Raw genomic sequence first — 16,291 nt, 5'->3', positions numbered from 1 at the left:
CCATTCAGGCTCCATATAATTAAATATTTCCTCATCCGTTGCAATAGTATCCTCTGGAACAGTAATCGTAATCGTATGGTTCGGCAATCGCACCATCAAAAATCCATATTCTTGCTTAAAAACTTTATAATTTGATATTCTAGCCTCCAAAAGATCCTTCCGACTTTCTATAATAAGACCATTTATATGCAAGGGAGAATATAAGTATATGAATTGATAGGGATGGAAAAGTGCAGTTGCTGCACATTAAAGAAGCAGCAACACGCTGATGATAGTGAATAGAATTAATCTGAACCGTTTTTTTGATTCTGCTTTTTGAATCATGATTAAAAACAAGACAATATTAACTGTAATCAAAGGAAGATAATACGTCTCGCAAAGCCAGATAATATGGCAATCCCCCAGTAATAAAAAAAGCACATAACCATCAAGGATAAAGATTGCAGTTTGAATGTACAATAAGATTTTTTTGATATTACCGTGCATAGGTAAATATTTCTGCTTCAGCCCAGTCGCTGATTTCGCCACTCATCGTAACTTTGAATACATGATTGGATGATTCCGCCGAAGGCGTATAGATATAGCGGTATCCACTTTCTGCATTTACAAATCGATCAATAATTTTACCTGTCGTCACATCTTTTATACTCCAATTTACTGTTGGCATCTTGTCGGAAGTTTGATTGATATCCATTGCCAATATTTGTCCTTCGCTCATTTTAAAACTGCTGCCTAACTGCTTTTCCTGTCCACCATTGGAGCTGTTATTCAAATATACTTTTTGATTGAAAATAGATTGTATCTTTTCCTTTTTATCATATTCGGTAAGCGGCTTTCTCCCGAGCACTTCACCTTTTCCTCTTACCCAGGAGATATATGTAAATTCCTGCGGTTTCTTTACGGACTCTATAACGATCATGCCTTTATTGATTAATTCATTGATAAAAGCTTTGTGATCCTGATTTTTCCACTGAACCTGCGAACTGAGTTCATATTCCATTTGTTTGCGCACCATTTTCTCAATAACAGGATCGTTTTGATAAGAGCTGACAGCATCGGCAAAAGCAATGACTACTTTTTTCCCTTCAATGAGCAGCTCTTTTTGTACAAATGTTTCATTTTTGAGTTTCCATTCGCGACTGATCTGATAATAGGGCGTTGTCCGGTTGTACGGATCGATTCGAAGTCCTGTGTTATCGATATAAAATGGCTGGTCGGTTACACGAACACTTACCATATTGGCCAAAGTCGAACTACTGCTTATTTCCAAAGTTTCATTTACATTTTGAGCAAGGGTATGTGAAGGATTGTAGTAGGTTTCGAGCATGCCTGCGTGGCTATGTTGTGCAAGAGCCCTATTGGGAAACATGACTGAAGCCGTACTGACTGATGCTATGGTCATACCTACTACCAGTACCAAGCCCATCCATCTTTTCTTTTTTTCAGAAATGAACATCATTAGCTTAAACCTCCAATATTTTCGAGTTATTTTCTCCATGCTTTGTAAAACCAGTCTAATAAAGTATCATACTATGTACAGTGAACAATCGAAGCTTTGACCCTCATTGTCAGCGATAAATTCTTCAACTCCTTTTTCAGGGATTCCCATGTGAATCATGACTACTTCATGGTCAGCCCGGTTTTCAATTATACAAGGTATAGAAACAAGAGCACCCATTTATTTACAATACACCCGTGTTGCTGATACTACAAGCTAATCCATTGTTTAACTGATTACAGCTATGATTTTCCAGAACAAAATAAGACACAGCAAACGATTTGCCGTGTCTTGAGGATGGTGCTCATTATTGAATTTGATGTTAAATGGCTCAATTGGGATCACCAACGCAATCCCTGTCGCCCTAGCCTGAGATATATTCTGTATACCTGGCTTATTATCGTTCCTGACAGATGCGCTTTGTGTACACCATACAATGTACGGTCACGCTCATGTGCTGTCCCTCAGGAAATGCACATTCCTATGTAGACAGCCGGCTTGGGTCTCATTATACAGGAACTTTCATTTCCATCAGTTCTCTGCAAGCCTGGGCACAGCGGCGGCATGCCTGTACGCATTCCTGGCAATGGGTATGAGGATGTTTCTGGCATTCCTCGATGCAGGCTTCGCAGGCCTTGGCGCACACTTCGGCGATTTCCGCAGCAAAGATACTGCCCTGACTCAGTGCCTGTGCGGTAAAGGAACAAATCTCTGCACAATCCCGATTAATGCGGATACAGTCGCACAGCTTCTCCAGATCGTATTCCTTGAGGTTGGATACATAAGAGATATTGCAGGCATTCATCGCTTCGACACAAGCTTCGATATAAGAATGGTATTGTTGTGGTGTGGACATAATAATAACCTCCCGTATAGTTCAATTCAGTAACCTTGCGCGCGCTGCAGGTTATTTCTGTGCCGTATTCCGGCCTCAGCCTTGGTTATTGAACTATTACCCCGGGAAAGGCAAAATTGAAACTGATCTACCTTCAGGATTCCGCAGCCTGATGTTCCAGCGCCATCAGCTGTTCCTGTATATGCCGTTTGTCGAAATACTCGCCGATAAACACAGCGACATCAGGTACCGGCTTTTGCGGTATGGTCTTCATGAAATCCATCTGTCGGTAGGCGTATTGAAACAGAAAACGACTGGACGTATCACTAAAGCTAAGGATTCCTTTGGCACGGTAGATCTCCGCAGGCAGTCTGGCGATCACCTGCTCAAATTCCTCACTGTTGATCGGCTGCTGAAAATAGTGAGTATAGACCATTACATGCTCATGGGAATGATGCATATGCCGGTGACTCTGCTCTGCATCTTCGCTCTCATGCGAGGATGATTCTGACCCTTCTGAAGCGCTGCATACCGGGCAGTTCTCGGCATCATGTTCATCCGCTTGTTTCGCAGAACCCTGTTCACTGGTGAGTGAAGCTCCTGTCTGCTCATAATATGCACGATCCAATTCACAGCGTACCGTAATATGAATCGGCGCAAAGGCATTCCAGCCGCGCACAATCGTCTGTACACGTTCCAGTTGCTCCGGGCTGACCAGATCGCTTTTGTTCAGAACCAGCAGAGATGCCGAACGAATCTGCTCCTGCATCAGCCGGTACGTCTTGCCCTGCTGCTCTTCATACAGCTGCCACAGATGAGCCGTATCGACCACTGTGATCAGATTACGCAGCTCCAGTGGATTATACAGTGCAATCTCGGTCACTGCGTCCAGAATCTCGATCGGATTGGCTACACCGGATGCTTCAATAACGATCATGTCTGGCTGCTCATTTTGCATCAGATTGTACAGCTCCAGCCCCAGATCGACCCGGTTGGAGCAGCAAATACAGCCGCTCAGCAGCTCGGCCATCGCTACATCTTCATCCAGCATCATTCCATCCAGATTCACATCACCAATTTCGTTCATAATAACAGCAGGCGTCTTGCCTTCATCTTTCCAGTTCTGCAGCATCTGCTGCAGCAATGTCGTTTTACCGCTCCCGAGAAATCCGGATAAAATATATACAGGTATAGTCATTCTCAACCTCCATTGATTGGTATAAGCGCTTCATATTACTATAAGGATTCCACTCTAACTCTATCAAATAAACAGCTGATAAATATTATAAAGCAAATCAGCTGCTGTTGAATACTCCTTGCTATTGATGAGGTCAGATCTTCCTTGCACTGCGAGCGAATATCTATGCGATTTTTTTCTGTTCAGACGTACTATACGCTTCTCCCGCTGCCTGTATATGCGGAGGACTGATTGTCTATGATAAGATAGAACTTGGCTGTTTGATATATACAAGAGACTATATTTTCTGGCAGGCTTTAATTTTTTAATAAAACTACGAATATTCTCTATGCTAAATAAAGGAGCTGATCCACCTATGCGATCTGTAGATGAACACCGGGCAGAAGCCCCTGATACTGTAAAATGTATGGTGATTACCGTATCCGATACACGTACTCCCGAGACCGACACCGGCGGACAACTGCTGCAATCGCTGCTGACCGAACATGGTTATCAGGTCGTTGATTACCGGATTGTAAAGGACGATTACCAGGAGATTCGCGAACTCCTTCATCACCATGCCGAACGTAAAGACGTCGAAGCGATCCTGCTAACCGGCGGTACCGGCATTGCTCCGCGTGATGTTACGTATGAAGCTGTGCAGAGTCTGCTGACCAAGGAGCTGCCTGGATTCGGAGAGATTTTCCGCTATTTGAGTTTTGCCGAGGATATCGGTTCGGCAGCCATTCTAAGCCGGGCGATTGCCGGCACGATCGGCCGTACGGCTGTCTTTTCCATGCCCGGCTCACGCGGTGCCGTCAAGCTCGCTATGGAACGCATCATCGTACCGGAGCTGGGACATGTGATGCGTGAAATTTATAAAAAATAAAAAAGGTAATACAAACAAAACAGATAGCACGTATGCAGCTGCCACATATGTATTCAGGGTATAGAGCAATTTATCTATCCCGGGTACATACGGCTGCACCGCCCGCTATCTGTTTTTGGTTTGGATATTATTTATTGAAAATGAAGCACATGACGATAAGCGCCGGTCTGTATCTGGATTTTGCTTTTCAGCAGTATCAGTTTCTGTATGACAACTTGTTCTGTAAACCTGCAGCCACCGAGTTAAGACTGAATACGGATCAGCTGACGGCCTACTGCTTTGCCGGCCAGTACAGTTTCCAGCGCCTTGGGAATGTCTTCCATTTCATACATGGTAATTCCCTGCTGCAATGCTGTCTCTGGCTTCCAGTCTCCGGCCAGATAATTCCATACCCGCTGACGGATGTCTGCCGGGCAGAATACCGAATCAATACCGATCAATTGTACACCGCGCAGGATAAAAGGAAACACGCTGCTCTCAAACTTCACTCCGGCTGTATTGCCGGATACGGCGACGGTACCCCGGTACTTGACCGTCTTGAGCCGCTCACCGAGTGCACTCCCCCCTGTAGGATCAATGATGCCCGCCCACATCGTTTTGCCCAGTGCCCCTTTGACGGGCTGCTCCGTGTCCTGTCTGGCCGCTACCTCGCTGGCTCCCAGCTGACGAAGCCAGTCACTCTGCTCCGGCTTGCCGCTCGAAGCATGTACCTCGTAACCAAGCCGGCTCAGAATCGATATAGCCATCGTACCGACGCCACCGGTTGCACCGGTGACGAGAATCGGACCATCTTCTGGCTGGACGCCGCCCTGTACCAGTGCATCGACAGACAGCGCGGCTGTGAAGCCAGCTGTGCCGATCATCATCGCTTCCTCTGCACTCAGACCAGCCGGCAGTTTGACCAGCCATTCGGCAGGCACTCTCGCATATTCACTGTACCCGCCGTAGTGACTCACTCCGAGCTTATAGCCGGTGCACAGCACCTGATCTCCAGGCTGAAAATGACTATCCGTGGATTCTACCACTTCACCGGCCAGATCAATCCCGGGCACGAATGGGTACTCGCTTACCACTTTGCCGTCTGCCCGGCTGGCTAGTCCATCTTTATAGTTAACGTCGGAATAGGATACTTTAACAGTTACGTTTCCTTCGGGAAGCTGGTCGATGGTCAGCTGCTGTACCGAACCGGTAACCTCTTCTCCCTGTTTCTCTAGTACATATGCACGAAATGTCTGTTCCATTCGGGTTCACCCTCTCTGTTGTCTTAAGCTCAACCCGCAGTGTAGCGTATTTGGTCGGGTGTGCCTGTAATTTTTCTCATACTTTGGTGTGAATTAGTGCTGCTCATCCAGCCTGGTATTGGTTGCATCATCCACTTTGGATAGGAATAAAGACATTCACTCCGGTTAAGCCTGGAGATCCTGAATATAGGGGAGGAAATGAGGATCTTCAGGCTTAAATGTCGTTCATTGCATTCATTTCCTTTCTTGCGTTCCTTGCATGGTGCAGCCTGATTAGCTTAATCTGTGCAGTGCATAGATCATAGGCTACAGTCCACAATTTGTGATTCGTGATTCATTGTCTGCTAATTGCCATTATTCGTTTACTTGGTACGCAGGTGTACACTTTTATTACTTTAACCAGAAAAGCCTGCTCCTCTTTCGAGGAACAGGCGGTTTATTGCGATCATGCAGCTTCTTTTCGCTTTGCTCTTGGTGTCTGGACAGGTTTTCGTTACTTCTCAGAATATTCCTCATCGCATCACGCATTGATATTCTGTATTGCCTTTATCCTTCATACCTATTGATGTTCTGCAATCCTTCTTACCAACTTCCTTCTTTAAAGATAGAAAGTCTTCATAAAAGGATCAGGCTTCTTCCGGTGGAAGATGGTCGGCGATTAGCTTTTGCTTCATTTCCCACGCTTTAGGGCTGATATTGACACGGTAGATTTCCGGATTCAGCTTGCGCAGATATTCCGGCCAGAACTGTTCCAGCTGGGAACGGTGGTATGCTCTGATCTCGTCGAGGGAAGGCAGTTCATAGACCTGCTTGCCTTCAACGAAGATAGGTTCGAGCATAGCTACAGCCTGATAGTCCGATACGTATTTACGGATATACGGATGCAGCGGGTTAAACAACTTCAGGCGTTTGCCTTCACGCGGTTCTTCTTCATCCGGGAAGCAAATATAATCGGCTATTGCTTTGCCGCTGCCGGTGCTGATGATCCGGTATACGTCCTTGCTACCAGGCGTGGTTACCTTTTCGGGATTGGCTGAAATTTTGATAACTGGCTGCATGATGCCGTCGATTTCGCATTCAACTAGCTTGTATACACCGCCGAGAGACGGTTGATCCGAAGCTGTGATCAGCTGGGTGCCTACGCCCCATGTATCAATCCGCGCTCCCTGCGCTTTGAGATCGAGGATCGTAGTTTCATCCAGATCATTGGAAGCGACAATTTTCACATAAGACAGTCCGGCATCGTCCAGCATTTTGCGTGCCTGAATGGACAGATAGGACAGGTCACCGCTATCCAGACGGATTGCGCTCATTTTTTTGCCGCGTGCTTCCAGTTCTTTGGCGGTCTTGATTGCATGCGGTACTCCACTGCCCAGTGTATCAAATGTATCCACGAGCAGAGTTACACCATCCGGCAATGCGGCCGCATAACGATCAAATGCTTCCTGCTCATTTCCAAAGCTCTGTACCCAGGAGTGCGCATGGGTTCCTTTGGCCGGAATACCAAACTTGGCACCTGCCAATACGTTGGATGTACCATGGAAGCCGGCAATATATGCCGCTCTCGCGCCCCAGATCGCCGCGTCCGCTTCCTGCGCACGCCGTGTACCGAATTCCAGCAGCAGATCATCTCCGGCCACCTGTTTGATCCGTGAAGCCTTGGTGGCAATCAGTGTCTGGTAGTTCATAAAGTTCAGCAGTGCAGTCTCGACGAGCTGTGCTTCCAGAATGCTTCCTTCCACCCGGATCAGCGGCTCATCCGCAAATACAACCGCCCCTTCCTTCATCGCCGAGATCGTTCCGCGGAAACGGAACTGACGCAGCTCCTCCAGGAAACGGACATCGTACTCTTCTTCCTGTTCTGCGAGGAAAGCAATTTCATCCTCATGGAATGTCAGGTTATTAATATAGTTAACGATCCTCTCCAGACCGGCAAATACGGCATATCCATTGCCGAACGGCAGCTTGCGGAAATATGCTTCGAAGACTGCCTTTTTTGAATGGGTACCATTGACCCAGTGTGCATACATCATATTGATCTGATATTTGTCCGTATGTAAAGCAAGTCCCAGCTGTTTCATCAGTTCATTCACCTCGTTTTTGTTATACCTGCCGCCTGACCCGGTATGTGAATACTTGCACATACCGGGCAATAATCGGCATGATTAACTTTTAACCACATTTGCTCCGAGTGTACCTTTAAAATGTCCAAGTGCCCACTCGTGGCCGACCGCATTGAAGCTTGCAACCGCATCCTCATGCACAATAATATGGAATCCCTTGTTGTACGCGTCCACAGCCGTATGCAGCACACAGATATCCGTACACACCCCAATCAGATGCAGCTCGGTAATATTCCGCTGTCGCAGCTGCATCTCCAGATCCGTCCCTGCAAATGCGCTATAGCGCGTCTTGTCCATCCAGTAGATCTGCTGCTGATGCTGCTCATAGACCTGCTTGAGACGGCCGTACAGCTCGCGTCCTTCCGTACCGCGGATATTATGTGGCGGGAACAGTGACGATTCAGGATGATACTGATCATGCTCATCATGCAGATCAACTGCCATGACGACCCACTCACCCTCCTGTACAAACTGCTCGGTCAGCGCCACAATCCGCGGCTCGATATCAATCCCCGGCTGTCCTACAGGCAGCTTGCCATCCACAAAATCATTCGTGTAATCAATAACAATCAGGGCTTTCATCAGATTGGCCTCCTCTTGGATTCAACCGGCTTCATGACCGACCGGCAATCAGGAATAAATAGACAGGCGCGGCATCAGACCGGTAAACCGGTACAGCTGAGCTGGACGCTGGGAATACTGGTTGGAGCTGAGCGGATTGCCCTGCTCGTCACGCACTTCTTCGATAATGCCCTTGCGGCTGCGCGTAGATGTAATCTTGCGAATAAAGTTGGGTTCTTCAAAATCCGGTACTACCGCCTTGATCACCTGATACAGCTCACTAAGCGTAAACTCCGGCGGCAGGAACTTCTTGGCAATTACTGTACTCAGCATCTGCTCCTGAATCCGGTGATATGCATCACGGATAATATCACGATGGTCAAATCCCAGTTCCAGCTGCTCCAGTGCTTCTTCAATCGTAAACAGCCCTACTTCTTCCGCATCGTCGGCCGCCTGACGCTTTTCCAGTATTTCTTCTTCCACGAGTGCAAAAAAGGCATGCGAGATAATCCAGCCGCGCGGATCACGTCCCGGCTTGCTGTAGACTCCCAGGTACTCCAGATGGCGTGCATCCGCATCGACCCCGGTCTCTTCCTTCAGTTCACGTTGAGCGGCTTCGAACAGGGATTCATTGTCCCTGGAAAATCCGCCCGGCAGCGCCCACTTACCGGCAAACGGCCAGGAGCGGCGCCGGATCAGCATGACCTTCAGTTCACGCAGTGGAAGCGTCTTGGTAAATGTTTTCCGTTCTTTTTTGGTCAGTGTAAACATAACAATATCGGCAGGCGCTCCATCCGGTGTACGGTACTTTTTGACGTCGTACATATGCTGCTTGCTGTTATCGGTCATTTTCATCACCACTGTTCATTTTATCTTTTTGATAATATCATTATGACTCATTGTAGAAAGCAGGTCAATGTTTATTTGCCGCCTGCCTTTTTACTTCTGCCGTGTCGCGATAAATGTAGCCGTAGCGATCGCACCGGTTACACCGTTACCATCCTTGACCTCTGCCTGCAGGGTTACCGTCCGGCCCGCATGGTGAATCACACGCGCTTCCGCCAGCAGTTCGCCTTCAGTCATCGCCTGCACAAAATGCGTGTTCATATTTGTTGTGACACATGGCTGCCCATCCTGCAGAGCCATGGACATCATGCCCATCGCCTGGTCCATCATCGACATCAGTACACCGCCATGCACGATGTGCATATGATTCAGGTGACGTGAAGTTGCAGTCAATCCGATTGTGATATGATCCAGTTCACTTTTGATCAGGCGGCAGCCGAGCAGCCCCCAGTACATCTTTTCACTTGCTTTCAATACTTCATCCCATTGTGTCATCGGGCGTTCCTCCTGTTGGTTCCATTATGATTTTATCAACGCCCCATTTATTGAAGCTGATAGAAATGTACTCCACTGCCTTGCAGCAGCTTTCTTATAGGAAAATGTCTTCATGTTACAACAGCAATCCCATTTGGATCAAATCCACATACTTATTGTCTACCAACAATGCATTTTTTTGAATCCCTTCGATCCGGAAGCCCAGCGAGCGATACAGATGGATTCCCCTGTCGTTGACAGATTGAACGGTCAGCTCAATCCGGTGCAGCTCACGGTCCTGTGCCCACTGCAGCATTGTATGGAACAGACGCCGGCCAATTCCCCGGTTCGCATATTCCTGCAGTACTCCTACCACGATATAGGCACTATGCCGATTACGCGATACTTTGCCGCCCATCACTTCCAGGTAGCCGATAATCTGACCATCCTGCTCCGCCAGAAAAATATTGGAGTTCGCACTGCGCAGCGCATAGCGGATCATATCCCTCTGCTCCGCCTCGTTCATCGTGCGTTCACCCGGTTCGAGCAGCATATAGCTGGTCTGCTCATCCAGCCGCTTCTTCATTCGCAGCAGCGGGCCGGCATCACGAATCTGGGCGATGCGAATCGATACACTGGCATGAAAATGAGACAGCGCTACCGGCTTGCGGCGGCGAATACTATCCGACCATGCCCGTTCCAATAATACCCGGTCCCGACTGTGGATGCCATGTTCAATTCGAAGTTCCTGCTCCGGCCCGGTAAAATAATTACACTCCACCGCTGTCATACGGAATCCGTGCTTCTGATAAAAGACAAGTGCATCTGCGCTGGAACTGCGTACACCGACCGTTACTTTACCCGCATTCGCTGCTCTCAGGCTGTCCAGCACTTCATTCAGCAGCTGGCTGCCGATTCCCTGAGCGGTATATTCCGGCAGGACACCCATATTCATGATTTCCCACTCTTCCTGACTTCGCTGGAGCACTCCACATATACCAACCGGACGGTTCTCATACTCTGCCAGCCACCACCGGCAGTGATCGGCATAGAATTCGATGGACATACGATCCGGATCACCTATCAAAAGAAGAGGCAGCGGCAAAGGCTCATCGGCTTGCCGGAGACGAATGGACAATGCGCTGCTGCTGTCGTTGGATGATTCCATAATCAGGTCACTTCCCTCTCCATAATGGGATATACCGCTTACCACTGGATCTGTGGTTCATGCCTATTCCAATTGCAGATTGCGAAGAAAAAAGACGCGGAATGAAGCTCCGCGTCTCAGGTAGTGTATTAATCGCCGCATGACGAAGGAGGTGAATCTTTGCCGCTCTCGACATTAATTTTCTCGGATACCGTATCATAGATGGCAGAGACTACCATTTGCAGCAGATCGTTAATTTCCACCTGTGTCTCCTGGTAATCGGATATGAGTGGAATATCGTCCATCTCCTGCTGCAAAGCATCTATTTCCGCTTCGATCTTGGCAACCATTTTTTCGTTGCGGAGCGATTCAAAAGCTACAATTTCTTTTTGCTTTTTCTTGATCGTTTTGATCAGGTTCTGTACCCGTTCATGCGACTGAATCATTCGCTCTGCTTTTTGGAAATGAACGACCTCTTCACTTCCACCGATCAGCGCTGACAATTCACGGGTTTTGGCGATAATATCTTCACGGATATAGAGACCTGAGGTGTCCATACCGGGTATATTTGAGACAGCTGAATCCTGTTCATGATGACGTTCGTGTTCCATTGGTTCACGTCTCCTTTCCTGCCTGTCGATCAGCCAATGGCTGCAGGCTCGGCGACTAGCTCGCCTTTAATATAAAACGATTTGGAATCGGTAATCTGTACATGTACAAACTCGCCAATCAGATCCTCTGAACCTTCAAAGTGAACAAGCTTGTTGGTACGGGTACGTCCTGCCAGCACCTGGTCATTATTTTTGCTGGCGCCTTCGACGAGAACTTCAACGATCTGTCCCAGGAACTTCTCACTGCCAATCCGGCTGTATTCCTTGATCGTGGCGTTCAGACGCTGCAGGCGCTGCTTTTTCACTTCCATCGGTACGTTGTCTTCCATACCGGCAGCTGGCGTACCTTCCCGTGGAGAATAAATAAAGGTATAGGCCGAGTCAAATCCCACTTCACGTACAAGAGATAATGTTTCCTCGAACTGCTCTTCCGTTTCTCCTGGGAAACCAACAATAATATCGGTTGTCAGCACTGCATTTGGAATAGAGGTATAGATTTTGTCTGCCAGTTCAAGATAGCGTTCCCGCGTATATTTGCGGCTCATCTTCTTGAGCACTTCCGTACTACCCGATTGGACCGGCAGATGAATATGCTCTACCAGATTGCCGCCTTTTGCCAATACTTCGATCAGACGGTCATCAAAATCACGCGGGTGTGAAGTGGTAAACCGCACACGCGGGATATCGATTTTGGAAATGTCCTCCATCAGATCGCCAAACGTATAATTCATGCCTTCCAGATCTTTGCCATAGGCATTTACATTCTGGCCCAGCAGTGTAATTTCCTTGAAGCCCTGGCGCGCCAGTTCACGCACTTCTGCAATAACATCCTGAGGCAGACGGCTGCGTTCCTTGCCACGGGTATAGGGAACGATACAGTACGTACAGAATTTGTCGCAGCCATACATAATATTTACCCAGCCGCGCATCCCCTGACGTTTCTTCGGCAGATTCTCGACGATGTCGCCTTCTTTGGACCAGACTTCGACGACCATTTCCTTGCTGAACAGGGCACCCTGTACCAGCTGCGGCAGACGGTGAATATTATGTGTACCGAAAATCATATCGACAAAGTTATGCTTCTGCATAATCCGGTTGACGACGCCTTCTTCCTGCGCCATGCACCCGCATACCCCCAGCAGCAAGCCCGGACGCTCCAGCTTGAGAGTTTTGAGATGACCCAGTTCGCCAAATACACGATCTTCCGCATTTTCACGAATCGCACAGGTATTAAGCAGAATAATATCCGCTTCTTCCCGGCTCTCGGTCGCCTGATAGCCCATTTGCTCCAGCATCCCCTTGATCGTCTCTGAATCATGCTCATTCATCTGGCAGCCGAACGTATAGACCAGATAATGCTTGCCCAGACCGATCTGACGCAGCTCTTCCGGAATGGCATTTTCATACATGACCATCGTTTCCTGCTTGCCGCGCTTTTTCTCTTCCCGCTGGTTTGGCTCGGACACAATATGAATATCGCGTCCACGAATACGAATTTTTTTGCCGTTTTCATCTTCCGAGATGACCTTGGCATCAGAGAAATCAAAATATTTGGAATAGTCTTTTGTTTCTTTTGACATGCTATGCTGTCACTCCCCCACCATAAACATTTCCTGAATGTACCGGCTGGAGACGGACTGCAATATTGTCATGGATTCCGCCCCGCCTGATCTATATCAAGGATGTTGATTGATCGTTATAGACATGAACAAAAAAGCACTATCTGTAATTATAGCATGGCCCTATCATTATAAAAAGCAAGGAATCGTTTGCAAAAAACAGACCATATAATGTTATAGTCAGAAATACTTTGCCCTAGTATACGCTATTACCGATAGCAATGCGGATTTTGGGGGACTTGTCCGGATCTATGCTTGTTAACACACGCAGCAGATTGGATTCGGACATGGCAATACAGCCGTCTGTGGGTTTATTCGCCCCGCGCCAGATATGCATGAAAATCGCGCTTCCTTTACCCGGAATCACGGGATTATCATTGTAGTTAATGACCATTGCATGCTTGTACAGTGGATGATTAAGCCGTTCAAAGGAAGTCCACCGATCGGCAGGATCACCTTCATAAGCGACCCAGCTGTTATAATCCGGCGACTGCGGCATATCTACCCAGTAATCGTCAGCATCAGCAGCCCGGTAATCGGTTTTTAGCCCGGCAGGTGGTACCGTACTGCTGCCAAATGCCGTGCCGAGTGTATAGGTGCCGATAGGTGTTTTGCCGTCGCCCTCTTTTGTTTTACCCAGTCCGTTTTTGCCGAATACGACCGGAACAGGCCCAAGCTGAAGCTGCCAGCCATTTTGCTGTTTCTCATATATGTACAGACTGCCTGTAGTCGAGCGTGGGCTGCTGGCAGTGGCAATAATGATTTGTTCACTATGCAGCTGATCCAGCTTTTTGAACAATCTGGCTTCATTCAGGGTTGCTGCTGATTCGGCCTGTTCGGAGACTGGTATGTAGCTCAACAGAAGACAGAGCAGCAGTGTCACCTTGATACGGTAATTCATCAGTGGAGCCTCCTCGCGATCCAGTCTGGAAGTAATGGTAATTGGTGTCATTATAGCAGTTCAAAATGTCTATTCAAAGCTTTTTCATATATGGAGTTTTAGCGGGTATTTGCCCAAATAAAAAAGCCGGAACAGGCTGGTGCCAAATAAAATGAAGGTAAATACCGTGTTCATTTCATTCAGTTCCTATAACCCGTTCCGGCTTTGTTGTAATTGGATCTATAACGGAGATCATACCTGCAGCATTCTATTCATACGGTAAAACTTCGTCGTATTAACATTCGTTTACTGCACTCGGTTGTTCCGGTGATAATCGATTTAGTCGATGATCTCTGCAGAGTCGCCAGTACGTGCTCCTGCCGCATTTGCTTCATCGGTGTCAATATGCATATCCAGTGCAAAAGAATCGGATACACGGGCTACTACGTTCTCCAGAACCATACCGCGCTCGCCGGACAGACGAACTTTTAGTTTGTCCTGATCTTTGATGCCCCATTTCTCAGCATCGGATGTGTGGAAATGGATATGACGGGCAGCAACGATAACGCCTTCCTGCACTTCCACTTCACCAGCTGGTCCTTTGATCAGGATGCCTGGTGTTCCTTCGATATTACCGGACTCACGAACCGGTGCTTTTACGCCAATCGCAAAAGAGTCAGTCATGGAGATTTCCAGCTGAGTTGCCGAACGTGCAGGACCCAGAATACGAACTTTAGGGAAAGAACCTTTGGAACCCACCACTTCAACCGTTTCGTTGGAAGCAAATTGCCCAGGTTGGGACAGTGCTTTCATTTCAGTCAGCTGGTAGCCAGCTCCGAACAGAATTTCCACATGTTCTTGGGACAGGTGAATATGACGCGCAGATACACCTACAGGTACGATTTTACTCATTTACAATTCACTCCTTGGTTAATTTGCATTTGTGCTTTGTAACAAAATACACGTACATTGGCATTTGTAAAATGCACACGAATCCATTATACATCTTTTGCTATGAAAATGAAAACCGACTCAGCAAAAAGACCCGGTGCTTTCATGAAAAGCAGCCGGGTCCGTAGCATACTGAAATATGCGTTCACCCTGCAGGTGCTCATATCCAGAAATTGTATCATTCCGTTTATCTAGGTTCTACAATCAATTTCATGGCTGTACGGTCTTCTCCATCAATCACAATATCGGTAAAGGCCGGAATGCAGATCAGATCCACTCCGCTTGGTGCGACAAATCCCCGGGCAATGGCTACAGCTTTGATGGCTTGGTTCAGTGCACCCGCTCCGATAGCTTGAAGCTCTGCAGCGCCGCGTTCACGCAACACTCCTGCCAGGGCTCCTGCGACTGAATTCGGGTTGGATTTTGCTGACACTTTTAATACTTCCATGATAAGTACCTCCCCTAGGAATGAATGATGGCTTAGCTTCAAAATGATCGAGATTGCGTCTAGTTAGTATTCGAGGATATGCTTCAATTTCCTTCTTTTCAAAATAAGCATTTCTGGATAGGAGCAAACCTTTTCAGGAAGCGTTTCTTAATCCATATGCCATTCGTCTTCGTACATGCGAATTTTCTCGATACGCTTGGCACGGCCGGTCTGATCGTCAATTTCGACAAACACGCCATGGAAATGCCATTTGCCTTCACATACCTGAAAACGGGCCGGCAGCTGCGTCTGGAATTTGTAGAGTACTGCTTCCTTTTCCATGCCCAGTACGCCCTGATAGGAACCGACCATGCCCACATCCGTCTGATAAGCCGTTCCGCCGGGCAGGATGGTGTCATCATTACTCTGTACATGAGTATGGGTACCGACGACCATCGAAGCTCTGCCTTCCAAATGCCAGCCCATCGCGATCTTCTCGGATGTAGCTTCCGCATGAAAATCAACCAGAATCGCATTGGTTTTTCCTTTTAAGTCTTCCATGATCTCATCCACTTTGCGGAATGGACAATCAATCGCCGGCAGGAATGTACGCCCCTGCAAATTCACAATCGCCAGCTGCTTGCTTCCAGCTTTGATAATGGTGTAACCACGACCGGGTGTATCCGGTGGAAAGTTAGCCGGACGAACCAGGCGAGGTTCATCATCAATAAATTCGAAAATTTCCCTATTATCCCATGTATGATTTCCCATCGTAATACCATGAATTCCCTGTGCAAATAATTCATTGGCGATTTTACGAGTCAATCCACGTCCGGATGCAGAGTTCTCCGCATTCGCAATAATGATATCCGGCGTATACTTTGATTTTAACCGGGGAAGACTCTCTTTAATCGCTTTACGTCCTGTACTGCCAACAATATCTCCAATAAAAATAACTTTAATGATAATTCCTCCGTCCATTAACGCAAAAAGTGACCCGTGTACAGGTCAC

General features: G+C 47.5%; 16 protein-coding genes. 1 reads left to right on the top strand and 15 read right to left on the bottom strand.

From position 1 onward, the window contains the following. Nucleotides 1–475 precede the first annotated feature (475 nt). From WH45_RS16100 to WH45_RS16090, 3 genes are all read right to left on the bottom strand, one after another. Nucleotides 476–1,459: a hypothetical protein gene (locus tag WH45_RS16100; RefSeq protein ID WP_152663576.1), complete on the bottom strand. Its 984-nt coding sequence runs from the start codon at nucleotides 1,457–1,459 to the stop codon at nucleotides 476–478. A 547-nt stretch (nucleotides 1,460–2,006) separates the two neighbouring features. Beyond that, entirely contained in the window at nucleotides 2,007–2,354 is a 348-nt protein-coding gene (locus WH45_RS16095; protein WP_046215431.1) for a four-helix bundle copper-binding protein, read from the bottom strand. A gap of 133 nt (nucleotides 2,355–2,487) precedes the next feature. Next, nucleotides 2,488–3,531 carry a CobW family GTP-binding protein gene (locus WH45_RS16090; RefSeq protein WP_046215430.1) on the bottom strand — a complete coding sequence of 348 codons (1,044 nt, stop codon included), beginning with the start codon at nucleotides 3,529–3,531 and terminating at the stop codon, nucleotides 2,488–2,490. A 355-nt stretch (nucleotides 3,532–3,886) separates the two neighbouring features. On the opposite strand from WH45_RS16090, the gene WH45_RS16085 reads away from it, so the two are divergent. Then, nucleotides 3,887–4,399, top strand: a complete 513-nt coding sequence (locus tag WH45_RS16085) for a MogA/MoaB family molybdenum cofactor biosynthesis protein (protein WP_046215429.1) — start codon at nucleotides 3,887–3,889, stop codon at nucleotides 4,397–4,399. A gap of 242 nt (nucleotides 4,400–4,641) precedes the next feature. On the opposite strand, the gene WH45_RS16080 is transcribed toward WH45_RS16085, so the two are convergent. The 12 genes from WH45_RS16080 to WH45_RS16025 all read right to left on the bottom strand — a co-directional run bounded on the left by WH45_RS16080 (nucleotide 4,642) and on the right by WH45_RS16025 (nucleotide 16,260). After that, entirely contained in the window at nucleotides 4,642–5,640 is a 999-nt protein-coding gene (locus WH45_RS16080) for an acrylyl-CoA reductase family protein (protein ID WP_046215428.1), read from the bottom strand. Nucleotides 5,641–6,266: 626 nt separating this feature from the next. Then, nucleotides 6,267–7,721, bottom strand: a complete 1,455-nt coding sequence (locus WH45_RS16075; RefSeq protein ID WP_046215427.1) for a nicotinate phosphoribosyltransferase — start codon at nucleotides 7,719–7,721, stop codon at nucleotides 6,267–6,269. A gap of 84 nt (nucleotides 7,722–7,805) precedes the next feature. Next, entirely contained in the window at nucleotides 7,806–8,345 is a 540-nt protein-coding gene (locus WH45_RS16070; RefSeq protein ID WP_046215426.1) for a cysteine hydrolase family protein, read from the bottom strand. 48 nt (nucleotides 8,346–8,393) lie between these two features. Next, nucleotides 8,394–9,173 (bottom strand): NUDIX domain-containing protein, encoded by a 780-nt coding sequence (locus WH45_RS16065; protein ID WP_200897732.1) that lies wholly within the window; start codon nucleotides 9,171–9,173, stop codon nucleotides 8,394–8,396. Nucleotides 9,174–9,263: 90 nt separating this feature from the next. Beyond that, nucleotides 9,264–9,665, bottom strand: a complete 402-nt coding sequence (locus WH45_RS16060) for a PaaI family thioesterase (protein WP_046215424.1) — start codon at nucleotides 9,663–9,665, stop codon at nucleotides 9,264–9,266. 115 nt (nucleotides 9,666–9,780) lie between these two features. Beyond that, nucleotides 9,781–10,812 (bottom strand): GNAT family N-acetyltransferase, encoded by a 1,032-nt coding sequence (locus tag WH45_RS23205; RefSeq protein ID WP_082096882.1) that lies wholly within the window; start codon nucleotides 10,810–10,812, stop codon nucleotides 9,781–9,783. A 128-nt stretch (nucleotides 10,813–10,940) separates the two neighbouring features. Then, complete coding sequence (locus WH45_RS16050) at nucleotides 10,941–11,348, bottom strand: YlbF/YmcA family competence regulator (protein ID WP_235338399.1); 408 nt, start codon at nucleotides 11,346–11,348, stop codon at nucleotides 10,941–10,943. Between the two features lie 83 nt (nucleotides 11,349–11,431). Further along, nucleotides 11,432–12,982 carry a tRNA (N6-isopentenyl adenosine(37)-C2)-methylthiotransferase MiaB gene (gene miaB / locus WH45_RS16045; protein ID WP_046215422.1) on the bottom strand — a complete coding sequence of 517 codons (1,551 nt, stop codon included), beginning with the start codon at nucleotides 12,980–12,982 and terminating at the stop codon, nucleotides 11,432–11,434. Between the two features lie 235 nt (nucleotides 12,983–13,217). Beyond that, nucleotides 13,218–13,922, bottom strand: a complete 705-nt coding sequence (locus WH45_RS16040) for a L,D-transpeptidase family protein (protein ID WP_082096880.1) — start codon at nucleotides 13,920–13,922, stop codon at nucleotides 13,218–13,220. 318 nt (nucleotides 13,923–14,240) lie between these two features. Then, complete coding sequence (gene pduL / locus WH45_RS16035) at nucleotides 14,241–14,813, bottom strand: phosphate propanoyltransferase (RefSeq protein ID WP_046215421.1); 573 nt, start codon at nucleotides 14,811–14,813, stop codon at nucleotides 14,241–14,243. Between the two features lie 226 nt (nucleotides 14,814–15,039). Beyond that, nucleotides 15,040–15,300, bottom strand: coding sequence for a stage V sporulation protein S (locus WH45_RS16030; RefSeq protein WP_017813748.1), 261 nt, complete (start codon nucleotides 15,298–15,300; stop codon nucleotides 15,040–15,042). 147 nt (nucleotides 15,301–15,447) lie between these two features. Further along, the gene (locus WH45_RS16025) at nucleotides 15,448–16,260 is read right to left on the bottom strand and encodes a TIGR00282 family metallophosphoesterase (RefSeq protein WP_046215420.1); all 813 of its coding nucleotides are present in this window, start codon (nucleotides 16,258–16,260) and stop codon (nucleotides 15,448–15,450) included. Nucleotides 16,261–16,291 lie beyond the last annotated feature (31 nt).

It is taken from the genome of Paenibacillus wulumuqiensis (genome assembly GCF_000971965.1).
GTDB classification, from domain to species: domain Bacteria; phylum Bacillota; class Bacilli; order Paenibacillales; family Paenibacillaceae; genus Saccharibacillus; species Saccharibacillus wulumuqiensis.
Note: the sequence above shows the minus strand (reverse complement) of the source record. Positions and strands in the feature narration are given on the sequence as shown.